Annotated in this window: 11 protein-coding genes; 10 read left to right on the forward strand and 1 reads right to left on the reverse strand. The window is 64.0% G+C overall.

The window, feature by feature from the left end; all coding sequences use genetic code 11:
- The first annotated feature begins 325 nt into the window (after positions 1-325).
- The 8 genes from Q352_RS0115110 to Q352_RS0115145 all read left to right on the forward strand — a co-directional run bounded on the left by Q352_RS0115110 (position 326) and on the right by Q352_RS0115145 (position 13,798).
- Positions 326-3,169: an adenosylcobalamin-dependent ribonucleoside-diphosphate reductase gene (locus Q352_RS0115110; RefSeq protein WP_028500063.1), complete on the forward strand. Its 2,844-nt coding sequence runs from the start codon at positions 326-328 to the stop codon at positions 3,167-3,169.
- 261 nt (positions 3,170-3,430) lie between these two features.
- Positions 3,431-5,371 (forward strand): lipoxygenase family protein, encoded by a 1,941-nt coding sequence (locus Q352_RS0115115; protein ID WP_028500064.1) that lies wholly within the window; start codon positions 3,431-3,433, stop codon positions 5,369-5,371.
- 77 nt (positions 5,372-5,448) lie between these two features.
- Positions 5,449-7,470 (forward strand): thiamine pyrophosphate-binding protein, encoded by a 2,022-nt coding sequence (locus tag Q352_RS0115120; protein WP_028500065.1) that lies wholly within the window; start codon positions 5,449-5,451, stop codon positions 7,468-7,470.
- A 99-nt stretch (positions 7,471-7,569) separates the two neighbouring features.
- Entirely contained in the window at positions 7,570-9,348 is a 1,779-nt protein-coding gene (locus Q352_RS21405) for a M61 family metallopeptidase (protein ID WP_051529004.1), read from the forward strand.
- 52 nt (positions 9,349-9,400) lie between these two features.
- On the forward strand, positions 9,401-11,038 hold the full coding sequence (locus Q352_RS0115130; RefSeq protein ID WP_028500067.1) for an L-serine ammonia-lyase, iron-sulfur-dependent, subunit alpha: 1,638 nt from the start codon (positions 9,401-9,403) through the stop codon (positions 11,036-11,038).
- A gap of 11 nt (positions 11,039-11,049) precedes the next feature.
- On the forward strand, positions 11,050-12,423 hold the full coding sequence (locus Q352_RS0115135) for a pyridoxal phosphate-dependent aminotransferase (RefSeq protein WP_028500068.1): 1,374 nt from the start codon (positions 11,050-11,052) through the stop codon (positions 12,421-12,423).
- Between the two features lie 181 nt (positions 12,424-12,604).
- On the forward strand, positions 12,605-13,405 hold the full coding sequence (locus tag Q352_RS21410) for an alpha/beta fold hydrolase (protein ID WP_051529005.1): 801 nt from the start codon (positions 12,605-12,607) through the stop codon (positions 13,403-13,405).
- A gap of 69 nt (positions 13,406-13,474) precedes the next feature.
- Positions 13,475-13,798 (forward strand): hypothetical protein, encoded by a 324-nt coding sequence (locus Q352_RS0115145; protein WP_028500069.1) that lies wholly within the window; start codon positions 13,475-13,477, stop codon positions 13,796-13,798.
- Positions 13,799-13,814: 16 nt separating this feature from the next.
- Here Q352_RS0115145 and Q352_RS0115150 read toward each other — a convergent pair whose 3' ends face one another.
- Positions 13,815-14,264 carry an Hsp20/alpha crystallin family protein gene (locus Q352_RS0115150; RefSeq protein ID WP_028500070.1) on the reverse strand — a complete coding sequence of 150 codons (450 nt, stop codon included), beginning with the start codon at positions 14,262-14,264 and terminating at the stop codon, positions 13,815-13,817.
- 283 nt (positions 14,265-14,547) lie between these two features.
- On the opposite strand from Q352_RS0115150, the gene Q352_RS0115155 reads away from it, so the two are divergent.
- On the forward strand, positions 14,548-15,501 hold the full coding sequence (locus Q352_RS0115155; protein WP_028500071.1) for a DnaJ C-terminal domain-containing protein: 954 nt from the start codon (positions 14,548-14,550) through the stop codon (positions 15,499-15,501).
- 3 nt (positions 15,502-15,504) lie between these two features.
- Positions 15,505-15,813 carry a chaperone modulator CbpM gene (locus Q352_RS0115160; protein ID WP_028500072.1) on the forward strand — a complete coding sequence of 103 codons (309 nt, stop codon included), beginning with the start codon at positions 15,505-15,507 and terminating at the stop codon, positions 15,811-15,813.
- The last annotated feature ends 15 nt before the right edge of the window (positions 15,814-15,828 follow it).

Raw genomic sequence — 15,828 nt, forward strand, 5'->3', positions numbered from 1 at the left:
TCCACGCGTTTTCAGCGCGTTTTCAGCGGCGGGCGCTTTCCGTCCGCCGGCGTTCATTCTGACCGTCCGTCTGCCGCCTGCCGGGGGCCGGAAAAAAAAACCGGGCACACAAAGCCTTGCGGGGCGGGGCTTTCGCTGCTGCCAATGTCCGACCCCAGAATCTACATCTAGTGTCAAGGCTTGAATGCATAGCGACATCTAGTAGAATTCAACGCAAATGACCGAACACGTTGCACCGCCGTCCCCGTCCGGGGAGCACGGCGGTTTTTCATGGCGGGCCGGGCTTGCAGCCCGGGCCCCGCGCGCTACAGATGGGAACCCGATCGTGATCCACGAGAAACTCGCACTCCTGCCCGAGCAAGACATCTCCCGCGAAGTCCTGCTGGAAAAATATGCCAAGGGCGACGAACAGAACGTCGCTGATGTGCGCCGCCGCGTGGCCGGCGCGCTGGCCGGCATCGAGAAGAACCCGGCCGAGCATGCCGACCGCTTCTTCTGGGCACTGGAGCAGGGTTTCATCCCCGGCGGGCGCATCAACTCTGCTGCCGGGACCGACCTGGCCGCCACGCTGATCAACTGCTTCGTGCAGCCGGTCGGCGACTCGGTCAGCGAGTTGCGCGACGGCAAGGTCGGCATCTACGAAGCCCTGCTGCAGGCGGCGGAAACCATGCGCCGTGGCGGCGGCGTCGGCTACAACTTCAGCCGCATCCGGCCGAAGGGCGCCCGGGTCAAGGGCACCAACAGCCGCGCGTCCGGCCCGGTGTCGTACATGCGCGTGTTCGACCGCAGCTGCGAGACGGTCGAGTCGGCCGGTGCCCGTCGAGGCGCGCAGATGGGCGTGCTCGACTGCGACCACCCGGATATCGAGGCGTTCATCCACGCCAAGGACCAGGGCGACCTGCGCAATTTCAATATCTCGGTCGGCGTGTCCGATGCGTTCATGGAAGCGGTGGAAGCCGACGGCCAGTGGGAGCTGGTGCACAAGGAAGAGCCCGACCGCCGCGAGTTCGCCGATGCCTATCTGCGCGAGGATGGCCGCTGGGTCTATCGTGCGGTCCGGGCCCGCGACCTGTGGCAGCAGATCATGATGTCGACCTATGACCACGCCGAGCCGGGCGTGCTGTTCATGTCCAAGATCAACCGCGACAACAACCTCAGCTACTGCGAAGTCATCGAGTCGACCAACCCGTGCGGTGAGCAGCCGCTGCCGGACTATGGTTGCTGCGACCTCGGCTCGATCAACCTGACCCGCTTCGTGCGCGAGCCGTTCTCGGGCAAGGCCACCTTTGATTTCGGTCTGTTCGAGCAGGTGGTCGCACAGTCGGTGCGCATGCTCGACAACGTGCTCGACCTGACGGTCTGGCCGCTGCCGGAACAGAAGCGCGAAGCGCAGAACAAGCGCCGCATTGGCCTGGGCTACACCGGCATGGGCGATGCGCTGATCATGCTGACCATGAAGTACAGTTCGGATGCCGGCCGCGCCTTTGCCGCCCGGGTCTCGGAATGCATGCGCAACGCCGCCTACGCCGCATCGGTCGACCTCGCCATCGAGAAGGGTGCCTTCCCGCTGTTCGAGGCCGACAAGTACCTGGCCGAACCGCATTGCGCCAGCCGCCTGCCGAAGGAGCTCAAGGCCCGGATCAAGAAGCACGGCATCCGCAACTCGCACCTGTTGTCGATCGCACCGACCGGTACCATCTCGCTCGCCTTTGCCGACAACGCCAGCAATGGCATCGAGCCGCCGTTCAGCTGGTTCTATACCCGCAAGAAGCGCATGGCCGACGGTTCGCAGCAGGAATACCGGGTCGAGGATCACGCCTATCGCGTCTATCGCGAACTCGGCGGCGATATCGACAACCTGCCGGAGTACTTCGAGTCGGCGCTGTCGATGAGCGCACTCGATCACATGCGCATGGTGGCGTCGATCGCGCCGTATATCGATACCGCGATCTCCAAGACCGTCAACGTGCCGGCCGACTATCCGTTCGCCGACTTTGAAAGCCTGTACCTGGAAGCCTGGCGTGCCGGCCTGAAGGGCATCACCACCTACCGGCCGAACAGCGTGCTGGGTTCGGTGCTGTCGATCGAGCCGACCAATGCGTCGCCGGCCGACATCGTCCAGTCGCCGGATGATCCCGATCGCCGCATCGCGCTGAACGCGGCGCCGCAACCGGCGCTGGCCTCGCTGAAGTGGCCGAACCGGCCGAAGCTCAAGGGCGGCAATCCGGGCTGGACCTATATGGTCGAGCACCCGAGCGGCGACTTTGCCGTGTTTGTCGGCCATATCGAAAACGGCCACACCCAGCCGTTCGAGGTGTGGGTCAATGGCGCGGAACAGCCGCGCGGCCTTGGCGCGGTTGCCAAGACCCTGTCGATGGACATGCGCTCGCTCGATCGCGCCTGGCTGACCACCAAGCTCGACGCGCTGGCCAAGACCTTTGACGACAAGCATTACGCGCTGGAACTCGGCAGCGACACCATTCACGCAACCAGCGCCAGCTCGGTGCTGGCGCAGGTGGTGCGCCATCGCGTCGTCGAGCTGGGCGCGCTGACGGCCGTTGCCGGCGAAGCCACGCCGGTGATGGACGCGCTGTTCGCCAAGAAGGAACCGAAGTCCGGCGTTGACGGCACCATGAGCTGGTCGGTCGATGTGGTCAACCCGGCCACTGATGACGACTTCGTGCTGTTCCTGAAGGAACTGGTGCTGCCGAACGGTCAGCGCCGCCCGTTCTCGGTCTGGCTGGCCGGCAGTTACCCGCGCGAGCTCGACGGCCTGTGCAAGCTGCTGAGCCTGGACATGCGCGTGATCGATCCGGCCTGGATCGGCATGAAGCTGCGCAAGCTGCTGACCTATGCCGAACCGCAGGGCGACTTCTTCGCCCGCCTGCCGGGCAGCGAGAAGTCGCAGAGCTGGCCGTCGACCGTCGCCTATATTGCGCGGCTGATGATCCACCGCTTTGCCATGCTCGGCGTGCTGAACGAGGACGGCTATCCGCTGGAGGAAATGGGCGTGATGGTGCCGGAGCAGGGCGAGCTGTTCGAGTCGCTGTCCACCCACACCACGCCGACCGCCGGGCGCAAGTGCCCGGAATGCGGCAACCACGCAGTGATCAAGAAGGACGGCTGCGAGTTCTGCACCGCCTGCGGCCATATCGGCAGCTGCGGCTGAGAGGAACGGAGACCGCCGCCGCCGTGTTGCATGTGAACGGCACAGGCGGCCACGTGTCTGTGCTGCATTGCTGCTGATAGTCTGACCCGATGCCCCGCGATCCCTGATCGCGGGGCATTTTCATGCCTGCTGCCGGGTGCGGGAGTCCCGCACGACGGGGGGTGAAGCAATTCCTTGTTGCTATTTTCAAGATCATTTCTATGCTTTCTTCATATTTGCAGTGAAGACGATGATCCTGACATAACAAGGAGTGACACACCCATGACCGAAAAAATCTCTGCCATCCAGCAGTACATGAACGGGCTTGCCACCGGTGTAAGCCTGCCAAGGATCCAGGGTGAAGAACGCCTGACCGCGGCGGGCAGCCTGACCGACTACACCTTCGAGTACCTCAAGGCCGATCTCAGCTACGGTCCGGCCGAGTATCCGACCAGCGGTGTCTATGGCGGTGTGCTGCCGCCGTGGTTCAACCGCCTCGATACCATCCCTGCCGACTGGCAGTGGACCAGTGCCGATCTGGCTGCCAGCCAGAAGCGGGGCGGGCAGGTGGTCGCCGAGCAGGCCAGTATCGAGGCCAGGGTGCCCGGGCAGAGCTATACCGGGACGGCCGCCGAACAGATCCGGCAGCGCTACACCAAGGGGATCTGGGATGAGGCTACCTTCAGCCAGGGGTATGTGGACCGCCTGACCCAGAACTGGATCGCCGATGACGCCGAGTTCGCCCGCCAGCGTCTGGGCGGTGCCAACCCCAATGTCATTGCCCGTTATGTGGGTACCGCTGCGACCATCGCCCAGTGGGTGCAGGGCGCCAAGGGCAGCAAGGACGCGCAGGCGCTGACCCGGCAACTCCAGGCGGCGGTCAATGCGAATACGCTGTTTGTCTGTGACTACCAGATTGCTCTGGGCAACGCGGTACGCCAGCAACTGGTACGTTCGGGTCAGTGGCTGACCTCGCCGCTGGTCTATTTTGTGGTCGACGGCGGCAAACTGCTGCCCGTGGCCATCCAGCTGACGCCGGGCGCCTATATCTTTACCCCCGGTGACGATGCCAACAGCTGGCTGCTGGCCAAGCTGTGGGTGGGCAATGCCGATGCCCAGTGGTGGTTCAGTGGCACCCACCTCTACAACACCCACACCGTGGTGATGCAGTTCGGTACCGCGGCCCTCAATCTGCTGGAGCAGGGCCAGCTTCCGGCAACACATCCGATCCTGAAGCTGCTTCAGCCGCATCTGAAAAAAGTCTTCAACATCAATAATCTGGTCTACTGCGCCGATGGCTCCGGCCTCTATCAGTCGGGCCAGTTCTGTGACCAGTTCCTGCCCACCGGCCGCATCGGGCTCTACGACATCATCAGCAGCCTGTTCAGCTCCTACAGCCTCGATGATGCCTCGTTCCCCAACCAGCTCAAGCTGCGTGGCATCGATCAGGCGACCCTGCCGGTTTCCTTCCCTTACCGCGACGATGGCCAGGTCTGGTGGGATGCCATCGAGAACTTCGTGAGCGAGGTGGTGGATGCCAGCTATGCCAGCGACGCGGCCGTGGTCCAGGATCAGCCGCTCAATGCCTGGATGAGCAAGGTCTCCGCGGCTTTCAATCAGCCTGGCGGCACGGCCCGGTTTACCTGGCAGCCCACCAGGGCATATCTGAAACAGCTCGCGACAAACCTGTTCTTCATCGGGTCGATACAGCACACGGCAATCAATAACAGCATGCTGCCGGGCCTGGGTTTCCTGCCCAACGCTGCTTTTGCCATGACTGCTCCGCCGCCCGTCGCGCCGGGCGTCAGTGACGAGCAACTGCTGGCTGCGCTGCCCGACCCGAAGGCGGTCACGGACGGCCATGTGGCCTGGCCGATCCAGAACCAGATTGCCTTCGTCATGAACGGCACCTCGGAGGTGGACGATCTGGTGGCGGGCGATGGCAGCGAAGCCTCGCTCCAGGCGACGTACGGCTATCCGGCAGGATCGGCCCAGGCACAGGCGGTGCACAACTTCCATGCGGCGGTCTGGGGTTCCGGCCCGGCCTCGGTGCAGTCGAACATCCAGTCCCGGCAGAAGGCGCGCGTCAACGCCTACAAGGAGGCCAATCCACAGGCCGCCACCGTGCCGAACAGCGTGGGCTACTTCTATCTCACCGTGTCGGCGCCGTCTGCCCAGTCCGCCGAACTGAATTCGGCGGCCATGAGCTGCATCCAGATCTGAATCGGCCTGGCTGCTGGCCTCGTTCCGGGAGGCCGCCGTCAGGCGGCATCCCGTCCCATTTCATAAAAGACTGAACCATGCTCAAAAGCTTTCTGATGTCCGGCGCCAGCCAGAAGCGGGAATTCGACCCCGTGTCCCAGGCTGGCCAACCGCTGCGCTCCCTCCTGGCTGCCGCCACCGGCAGCACGGAAACCATCGCCAGCTATCTCAACAAGCGGCTGGTGGAAATCGGCTGCAAATATGTGCAGGCCATTCCCGGCGACTATATCGCCCCCTGGGTGGAGACCCTCGATGACCCCGGCATCAATGAGGGTCTGGTGCGGGTGCACCCGAACAACGAAATGCTCGCCACCTATGCCGCCGATGGCTATGGCCGCGCACTGAGCGGACAGACGGTGGGCTGTGTGGCCTTCACCTACGGCGTGGGCTCGCTGAACGCCGTGCAGGCCATGGCCGGTGCCTATGTCGAGAACGTGCCGCTGGTAATGATCAACGGCACCCCGTCCCAGGCCCAGTTCAATTCGCAGCGCGACCAGGGGGTGCTGTGGCATCACATGTTCGATGGTGCGCACACCGATCTGCGCGTCCTGCGGGAAGTGACGGCCATGGCGGTGAGCCTCGACAACCCGGCCACGGCGCCCGATCTGATCGATGCCGCGCTCACCACCTGCATTACCGAAAGTCGTCCGGTCTATATCGAGATGGCGGTGGGGCTCCAGGCCTATCCCTGCGTGGCCGTGGACGGCCGCCCGCCGTTGCGTCCCTCGCCGCTGCCGCAAAACGCCGTCTCGCTGCTCAGTGCGGTGAACATGGTGCTGGCCTCGCTCCAGAATGCGAAGAAGCTGGTGGTGATCGGCGGCGTGGAAATCGCGCGCGGCGGGCTGCAGGCGCAGTTTGTCGAGCTGCTGAAAGCCCTGAAAGCCCCCTATCTGTCGGACCTGCTGGGCAAGAGCATCCTCAGCGAATACCGTGAAGACGTGCAGTTCTCGGGCGTCTACAACGGCCGCAACTCACAGCAGAACGTGCAGGACCTGGTGCGCTCGGCGGACATGATTTTCATGCTTGGCGTGCGCGAGACCGACTTCAACTTCTCGGGGGTGGCCTCGGCCGATTACAGTCCCAATTCGGCGGCCGGTCTGCCGCTGCCGCTGATTGGCCAGATCGAGGCCCGTCTGGGCGCCGTGATGATCAACAGTTTCGCCAGCCCGGAGACCGAAGGCGAGCTCTACTGGGGCGATATCCAGCTCGGCCCGTTCATGGAGGCACTGACGGCGGCGGTAAAGGGGCTGCAGCCGGATGGCCAGCTCAATGGCGTGGCCACCTTCCCCCGCCTGCAGGGCAGCCCGTGGGAGATTCCCGCCCCCAATACCTATCCGGCCGGTGACCAGATTACCTGGGACAGCTTCAAGTCCCTGCTTCACCACCAGTTCCTGACGGCGCTGCCGGAAGACCAGGCGCCCATTCTGCTGGCCGATACCGGGCTGACTTTCTATTCGCTGAACAACGTGAAAGTTCCGGAGAGCGGCTATATCGCCCAGCTCGCCTGGGGGGCCATCGGCTATGCGCCGGGGGCCGTGAGCGGCGTCAAGCTGGCGCTGGAGACCAGGGGCATCAAGCGCCGGGTGATTGCCGTGTGCGGTGACGGGGCATTTGCCGAAAGCGCCAACGCCCTCGGCCAGCTGGCCGAGCTGGGGCAGGATTGCGTGGTGTTCGTGATGGCCAACGGGGTGTTCGCCATCGAGCAGTTCCTGGTCAATGTTCAGGCCTACGCCACCCCGCCCACGGTGAAGTTCGTCGACCTTGCCCAGGTGCAGCAAACCTCGCTGTGGGACTGGCCGAGCCTGGCCAGGGGGTTTGGCGGCGTGGGTTACGAAGTGGTGAGCAACCAGCAGCTTCAGGACGTACTGGCCACGCTGCGCACCAGCACGCCGCCGCCGGCGCTGCCGCACGGACCGTGCACCGGCGGTACTCCGGGCGATGGGTGTCCGCAATTCGAGCACGGCGGGGCCAGGCCGCCATCCCCCTCCACCTTCACGCTGGTGGCGGTCCGCAATGTGGGCCGTGACCTGCCTTCCAACACGCGCTGGAAGCTGAAGTAGCAATCCTGCCGCCGGGCCATCTCCGCATTTCTCCGTGGCCTGGCAGTTTCTTTTGCGTGCTCCAAGCAACAGGACGACTTTCCGATGACTGAAAATAGCGTGAAATACACCGTCAGCCTGAACCCCGGCCGGCACGAGATGGCAGTGGAGCTCTCCCTGAGCGGGCCGTGCGCCCGGGGCGATATCCCGCTCAATATCCCCACCTGGGTGCCCGGCGATTACAGCTTTGACACCTACGCCCGCGATCTCTTCGACCTGCGTGCCGTCAATCCGCAAACCGGCGCGGCCCTTGCCGTCGAACGCAATGGCTGGCAGGGCTTCGTGGTGCGGGGCGCCGGCGGCGCCGCCACCATCACTTACACGGCCAGCGCCTATTGCACTGATTTTGGCGAGCCCTGCGGCATCCTCGACGACGAGTACGCCATCCTGCTGGGCACCCGCTATCTGTTCACCCCCCTGCATTCGGGGCCTTGCCAGGTCCGCTATCTGCTGCCGGATGGCTGGACCCGCATCCACCATCCGTCCGGGGCCAGGGCGCTGGCGGACAACACCTGGGAATATCCCGACTACGAAATCCTGCTCGATACCCCGGTCGCCCTCGGCAAGTTCGACCTGATCGAGAAGACGGTGCACGGCACACCCATCTACAGCCTGTTTGTCGATCGCGGCATCGGTTTTCCGCAGAAGGCGGAAGCCTTCGCCAGCCAGCTGGCCGAGGTGGCCCGGCAGTGTTTCGCCATTTTCGGCTCTTTCCCCTTCAGCGATTACACCTTCATCATGAGCCTCAACCCCGACGCGGAATGGGGGCTGGAGCATCTGACCAGTACCATGTGCGGACTGGGACCCAGTGTCTTCATTCTGCCGGACCAGACGGCGCATGGCGTGCGGGTCTGCGCCCACGAGATGTTCCATGCCTGGAACGTGCGCCGCCTGCGTCCCGCGCCGCTCAAGGATCTGCAGCACCAGCTTTCCTGCGGCTGCTTCACCGAGGGGCTGTGGGTGGCCGAGGGCTTTACCCGCTATTACGAGTATCTGCTCAGCACCCGCGCCGGCGCCTATACGCCCGGACAGTTCTTCAGCGCCGTGATGGGCTATTACAACCATCTCACCGTGCAGCCGGCCTATCAGCGGGTCAGCGGGGTGGATTCCTCGCTGGCCACCTATCTGAACCACAGCAAGTATGCGGGTCGGGTCAACAATTCCATTGATTACTACGATAAGGGCATGCTGATTGCCTTCGAGGCCGATGTCGCGCTGCGCCTGCGGGCCGGCAGCTCCCTCGACGAGGCGTTTTCCGCCTTCTATCGGGAGTATGTCGACGGTGGCCCCGGCTATCCGGGCTACACCACCGGGGACGTGATTGCCTTCTTCGAGAGCCGGTTGCCCGGTCTGGGGGCGCAGATGGAGGCGGGGGCGGCCCACCCGGGCGGGCTTGCGGTGCCGCGTTTCCTGGAAAATCTGGGCTTCAGGCTGGAGGCCACGCCCGGCAACTATCTGGGGCTGGTGTTCCTCAATGACCTCGGGCCCACAATCTACAACGTGGCCGATACCAGCCCGGCCGGGCAGAGCGGCATTGCCGCCGGCGATGAAATCACTGCCATTGACGGCTATGCCTTCAGCGGCGACGCCCTGAAATGGGTGGCGGCGCAAACCGCGCCGGTGACGCTGACCGTGCGGCGCGGGCATCGCCTGCTGTCCTTTACCCTTGCCCCGGTCCCGCTGGAGCCCGTCCTGTTTACCTCGATGCGCTGGCAGGGCAGTGCCGGGCAGGCTGCACAGATCGCCAGCTGGCTGGGGCAGGCGTTCGACCCCGGTCAGGGCGAGCTGTTCAGCTTCGACTTCTACGAAAACTTCCACGGCATCGAAACCATGATCTGAGTCCGGGCGCCGGGTTCGTCCCGGCGTGCTCCGGCCTCACCAGGGAGGCACCATGACTGTACAGACAGACTTCATCAAATTCAGCGTTTGCGATCTTCTGAAAAAGGGCATCGGCTCGTCCAGCTCCCATACCCTGGCGCCCTGGCGCTCCGCCATGGCCTGTTACGACGCCCTGGCAACGGGCGGCTGGCTGGCGGATCTGGAGGCGGTTTCCGTCACCCTTTACGGCTCGCTGGCCTTTGTCGGGCGCGGGCACTACACCACCATCGCCATTCCGCTCGGGCTGCTGGGCAAGGACGTGATGACCTTCGACGTCAGCTCCCAGCTGAAGGCGACGCTGGGCATTCCCTCCATCACCGATATCGCCCAGCTCTCCAGCCTTGCCTATCCGGGCGGCCCGACCGTGGCCTATCAGCTGATCTTCGATACCCGGGAAGACACGGACAAGGAAAAGATGGTCTTCCGCTTTACCTACCGGGATGGCGCGCCGGCGAGCGGCCGGCCCGATGAACTGACCTACTATTCCTACGGCGGCGGCTCTTATGGCACCGCCCCGGTGATGCAGCCGCTCTATCAGGCACTGACCAGCCTGCCGGTGGAATACGTTGATGCCGCCACCCTGGTGGCCGCCGCGCCCGGCGACCTGTGCGAAGCCATCATGCAGAACGAGGAGGCCTTCGCCCAATACCGCAAGGCGCATCCCGACCCGGCCCAGCCCGGCCTGCCGACCGACCGGGCCGGCGTGGTTGCCTATCTGCAGGATATTGGTCTGCAGATGGGCACGCTGATCTACGATGGCGTTACCTACGCCGACGACGATGACTGCTACAAGGTGATGTTCGCCACCCCGCGGGCGAAGACGCTCTACCGGAATCTCATTGGCGATCGGGCCGATACCAGTACGCAGGAAGCTTTTTTCCGCAGCCTGCGCCGGCTGTCCAGGGATTTCAGCTTCGAGCAGCAGCTCGATCTGGTGAGCCTGTTCGCACTGGCGGTGTCCGAGCAGAACGGGGCACTCAAGCACGTGGTGACGGCCCCCACCAACGGCTCCTGTGGCACGGTGCCCGCCGTTCTCTACCATTACATCGTCACCCAGGCGGACGAGGACGAGATCGACTGGCTGTTCGGCCGGACTCCGGGCACGGCACTGAACGGCATCCTGCGTTTCCTCATTATCGCCAGTACCGTGGGCGGCATCGTCAAGAGCAATGCCAATATCTCGGGCGGGGTGGGCGGCTGTCAGGCCGAAGTGGGAACGTCGGGCGCCATGGCTGCCGGTGGCCTCGCCCATCTGCTGGGCGGGAACAACAACATCATCACCTTCAATGCGGCCGAGGCTTCGCTCGAGGACCAGCTGGGGTCGACCTGTGACCCCGTGGGCGGGCTGGTGGAACTGCCGTGCATCGATCGCAACCTGAGTGCGGCCATCGTCGCCGTGACCGTGGCCCAGGCAATGGCGAAGCTGGGAACGGCCTTCGTGTCCGACATTCCCTTCGACAAGGCGGTGACGGCCATGCAGCAGATCTCGGAGAACATGAACGACCAGTACAAGGAAACCTCGACCGGCGGCCTTGCCCTGGTGATGCAGGACGAGGTCAAGGCCAGGCGCCCCGATCTGTTCCCGCCGACCCGGGAACTGTGCACGGCCCGTTCGCACATGCGGATCTCCCTGTCCCGTACCACCTGCTGAGGGGATTGCCCATGTCCTTGACACACAACCTGTCCCTGCGCCACCTGACCGATGCGGAAGAGCGCGTTGCGCACTACCGCAGCGTTGCCGCCCCCGATGCGGTAAACCTGTCGACTGCCGAGAATGTCCTGCTGTTCGATTTCTACCAGGCGCATCTCTTTGACGCAGCCAGACCCTTTACCGCGGGAGATCTGCGCTATCCGCCAAAGTTCTATGGCAGCGATGCCTTTCGCTCCAGCTGGGCCGGTTTTCTCAACCAGGCCTGGGGCCATGGCGATCTGCTGACTGCCCAGGACGTGTTTGCGGTGGGGGGCACTTCGGCGGCGCTGGAATGCCTGGCCTTCATTCTGGGCACGCCGGGCGATGTCGCCATTTCGCCCGCACCGCTCTGGTACGGCTTTCCCTGGAGTTTTGCCCAGCGGCCGCGCGTCAGCTTCGTGCCATTCGATCTGCTGGAGAAGGGCATCGACAAGTTCGAGCTCACGCTGGAGGACGTGAAGCGGGCCTGTCTCTCGGTGCAGCCGCAGCCGAAGTTCCTGGTGCTGACCAACCCCAGAAACCCGCTGGGTGGCAACTATTCCCCGGAAACGCTGAACGCCATCTACAAGTGGGTCCTGGAAGAAACCCGGATGCACATCATCTCCGACGAGATTTACTTTTTCTCGCAGGTGGGAGGCGGCGAACCTTTCGTGCCGGCCTTTGCCCTCGACGCCGTGCGCGAGGCCGGCGAGGACGGGCGGGAGCGGGTGCACGCCGTCTGGGGGCTGGCCAAGGATTTCGGCATGTCGGGCTTCAAGGTGGGCTTCGTGATCTCGCGCAATCAGAAGGTGCATGCCCTGATGTCGGGCGATGCCTCCTTGCGCACCATGGCCTGGTTCACTCCTTTCGATTCGCTCAAATACCGCACCCTGGCCCCGCTGTTCCTCGACGGGGACGGTCTGCCCGATCCCGCGCTGGCGCAGCAAGCCATGCAGCTCTACGCCGGACCGGAAGCCTCGTCGCTGCTCAGGACCCAGTATGCCGCCACCCGCGAGGCCCTGGCTTCGGCACGGCTGAAATTCCTTGACCACAACAGCAGTGCCATCTTCTTCTGGCTCGATCTGCGGGAATTTCTCGACCGTGTACCGCCACCCGACGGCAGCGAGCACCAGGCGCTGCACAAAGCGCTGCACCCCGACATCGACCCGCGAGAGGAACGCCTGTCGGAATACATTACGGCCAGTTCCGGTGTCTCCCTGATCCCCGGGCAGGAATGCTTCAGCCGCGAGCCCGGCTTCTTCCGCATGTGCTACACCGCGGAACCGAAGGACCGGGTGGTGAAAGGAATCGAGCGCATGGGTCGCTCGCTGCATGCCCTGCTCACGCCGCAACGGGTGAGTGCCTGAGCGGAAGCTTCATTCAGCCACGCTTTGTACCAGGCTTGATCTGTCGGCCTGACCGCCGCGCGAGACCTCTCGCGGCGGTTTTTTTGCATCTGGAAATGCCTTCTGCATCTGGTTTGGCTTGATTTATGGCAATGGGCAGTGCCATTCTTTTTCTGTTCAACCCCTCTTCGCGAGACTGCCCATGGCACAGGAAATCCGGATCGATACACCGCAAGGTCGCTTGTTTGTCCGCCGTTGGGGGGAGCGCGGCGCGAAGGCGCCGATTGTGCTGTTTCACGACTCGCTGGGCTGCGTGGCACTGTGGCGGGACTTTCCGGACCGGCTGTCGCAGGCGAGCGGGCGTCAGGTGATTGCCTATGACCGGCTGGGATTCGGCTGCTCCGATCCGCATCCGGGCCTGCTGGACCGTCATTTCGTGCGGGAGGAGGCCGGCCAGGTGTTTCCGGCCCTGTGCGGGCAGCTGGGCATTGAGCACTTCATCGCATTCGGCCACAGCGTCGGCGGTGCGATGGCGGTCAGCTGTGCGGCGCGCTTTCCGGCACAGTGTCAGGGCGTGGTGACTGAATCGGCCCAGGCTTTTGTCGAAGAACGGACGCTGGCCGGCATCCGCCATGCCCGGCAGACTTTCGCGGACGAGGCGCAGTTTGACCGGCTCCGGAAATACCACGGCGACAAGGCGCAGTGGGTGCTCGACGCCTGGGTCGACACCTGGCTGGCTCCGGATTTTCTGCACTGGAATCTGGATGAGGAACTGCCGCGGGTGCATTGTCCGCTGCTGGCGATTCATGGCGAGCACGATGAATACGGCTCGCTGCGACATCCCGAGCGCATCCGCACGCTGAGCAGCGGCCCTGCCGTGGCCGAAATCGTGCCGGCCTGCGGTCATGTGCCGCATCGCCAGCAGGAAAACGTCGTGATTGATGCAGTCGGGCGCTTCCTCGGTCCGCTGGCCGGTCAGGATGGTAAAGTGGCAGCTATCTGAGCAGGAAGAGCGAAGCGGCAATGGTACGACAGCGCATGAACGGGATCGCCGATGGGGCGGAGTGCCGCCATGGATAGGCTGGTGACGTATGTTGGCGTGATCCACGGCCTGCCGGGCCCGGTCTCGATCGTGGAACAGTCCGTCGCGCGGGAGCGCTGGCTGGATCAGGGCTTCGAGGTGCAGCGGGAGTGCACCGACTACCGTTTCGACAACGGTGTGCACCTCCGCCGCGTGGTGGAACAGGACCAGTTCCCGAGCGAACTGGCCTGTGCCGAATGCTGGATCAGTTACGAAGTGATCGGGCACGCGCCGTGCAGCCAGGTGAGCCCGGCCGGCAAAAGCTTCGACAATGCCTGCCGGGAAGCGTTCTGGCTCAAGTATCACCTGGCCTGAGCCGGCGCCGGTCCGTCTAGTCCACTTTTATGCTGACCGCTCTGGGTTTGGCCTGTTCGGACTTGGGCAGCGTGATGTTCAGCATGCCGTCCTTGAATTCGGCCTTTGCCGCCGTGTCGTCGACACCCTGCGGCAGGCGGAAGCTGCGCACGAAGCTGCCGTAGGACCGCTCGATGCGGTGGAACTTCTTGCCGGTTTCTTCCTTTTCCGCCTTGCGCTCGCCCTGGATGGTCAGCACCCCGTCCTCGACCGTGACGCTGACATCTTCCCTGTTCACGCCGGGGATTTCTGCCTTGATCAGATAGGCCGTTTCCGTTTCGCTGATATCGGCGGACGGCGTCCAGTCGACGATCTTCAGCATCTCGCTGCCGGTGGACGCCGGCAGACCGGGGCGCCCGATCAGGCGATTCAGGCGATGCGACATTTCCTCAAGTTCGGTGAATGGATCCCATTTGATCAAACTCATGGTGACGCTCCTTTGGGTACGGTTTGAAAACATGCTGCATGAAAAAAACCATTGGGCCGGTATTTGTCATTGCCAGTGTTCCTGACCCGGGTTGGCGAGAATCCGGAAAGCACGCCCCGTCCTGATTCCCTTGCTGCGCCTGGGCCGGAACGGGTCGGCCATGCATCCGGCCGGCCCCGGACCGGGCAATCCCGATACCGTCTTCAGCATAGCTTCTATAGTGACGGAATGAAGTCGGGGAAGGTATCCGGAACTCGCGCAATTTCAAATATGGGGCAGGGGCATGCAATTCAAGGATTACTACCAGATATTGGGTGTAGATCGCACCGCGACGGCGGATGAGATCAAGAAAGCCTTCCGGCGCATGGCGCGCAAATACCATCCTGACCTGTCCCGGGAGCCGGAAGCCGAAGAGCGGATGAAGGAAGTCAACGAGGCCTATGCGGTGCTGGCGGATGCCGAAAAACGCGTCGCCTACGACCAGTTGGGCCAGGGCTATCAGCCGGGTCAGGATTTCCGTCCCCCGCCGGACTGGGACAGCGGTTTCGAGTTCTCCACGCATGGTTTTTCACCGGGAGAAGCGGCGGAATTTTCTGACTTCTTTGCCGACCTGTTCGGTCGGATGGGTGACCGCCATCACGGGGGGCATGGCCGTGGTGCAGCCGGCCCCGTGCATGGCGACGACCACCGGGCCAAGGTGCTGCTGGATCTGGAGGATGCCTTTACCTGCCCGACGCGGCAGATTTCACTGCGCATTCCGCAACTCGACAGCCAGGGACATGTCGGGGTGGGAACGCGCACGCTGAGCGTGAAAATCCCGAAAGGGGTGTGCGAGGGGCAGATGATCCGGCTGGCCGGCCAGGGGGCCCCGGGGTCGGGCGGGGCGCCGGCTGGCGACCTGCTGCTGGAAGTCCACTTCAAGCCGCACCCGCGTTTTCGTACCGACGGCCGCAACCTGCATCTGGATTTGCCGGTCACGCCGTGGGAAGCGGCGCTGGGTGCCGTCGTGACCGTGGACCTGCCGCCGGGCAGCCTTCGGGTCCGCGTGCCGGAGGGCGCGCAGGGAGGGCGCCGGTTGCGGGTACGCGGACGCGGCATTCCCGGCGAGCCGCCGGGCGATCTGCTGCTGGATATCCGGATAGTGGTGCCGCCTGCCGATACGCCGCGGGCAAGGGAACTGTACGAGACCATGGCGCGGGATCTGGCTTTCGATCCGCGGCAGCAGGGGAGGGAGTGAGCGATGCACGATGAAGACATCCTGATAGGCAGTCTGGTGGAAGACACCTGGCTTACGCTGGAGCAGGTCGCCGGTGCCTGCGCAGTGGAGCCGCAATGGCTGCTGCGCCATATCGAGGAAGGCCTGTTTCCACATGCCGAAAGCGTGGCCGGCGTATGGCGTTTCTCGACCGTTTCCATCCTGCGTGCCCGCCGCATGCGGCAACTGGAACGCGATTTCGACGCGGTGCCGGAGCTGGCGGCGCTGATGGCCGACCTGCTGGAAGAAATGGATGCGCTGCGCATCCGGGCACGGGCCGCCGGGCTGTGCTGAAATCCGGGCCGGTCG

Source organism: Microvirgula aerodenitrificans DSM 15089 (genome assembly GCF_000620105.1).
Lineage (GTDB): Bacteria > Pseudomonadota > Gammaproteobacteria > Burkholderiales > Aquaspirillaceae > Microvirgula > Microvirgula aerodenitrificans.

Excerpts from the sequence above, each read along its gene's own strand:
- Q352_RS0115115 (WP_028500064.1), top strand. The coding sequence starts at position 3,431 with ATGACCGAAAAAATCTCTGCCATCCAGCAGTACATGAACGGGCTTGCC.
- Q352_RS0115120 (WP_028500065.1), top strand. The coding sequence starts at position 5,449 with ATGCTCAAAAGCTTTCTGATGTCCGGCGCCAGCCAGAAGCGGGAATTC.
- Q352_RS0115130 (WP_028500067.1), top strand. The coding sequence starts at position 9,401 with ATGACTGTACAGACAGACTTCATCAAATTCAGCGTTTGCGATCTTCTG.
- Q352_RS0115135 (WP_028500068.1), top strand. The coding sequence starts at position 11,050 with ATGTCCTTGACACACAACCTGTCCCTGCGCCACCTGACCGATGCGGAA.
- Q352_RS21410 (WP_051529005.1), top strand. The coding sequence starts at position 12,605 with ATGGCACAGGAAATCCGGATCGATACACCGCAAGGTCGCTTGTTTGTC.
- Q352_RS0115145 (WP_028500069.1), top strand. The coding sequence starts at position 13,475 with ATGGATAGGCTGGTGACGTATGTTGGCGTGATCCACGGCCTGCCGGGC.
- Q352_RS0115150 (WP_028500070.1), bottom strand. The coding sequence starts at position 14,264 with ATGAGTTTGATCAAATGGGATCCATTCACCGAACTTGAGGAAATGTCG.
- Q352_RS0115155 (WP_028500071.1), top strand. The coding sequence starts at position 14,548 with ATGCAATTCAAGGATTACTACCAGATATTGGGTGTAGATCGCACCGCG.
- Q352_RS0115160 (WP_028500072.1), top strand. The coding sequence starts at position 15,505 with ATGCACGATGAAGACATCCTGATAGGCAGTCTGGTGGAAGACACCTGG.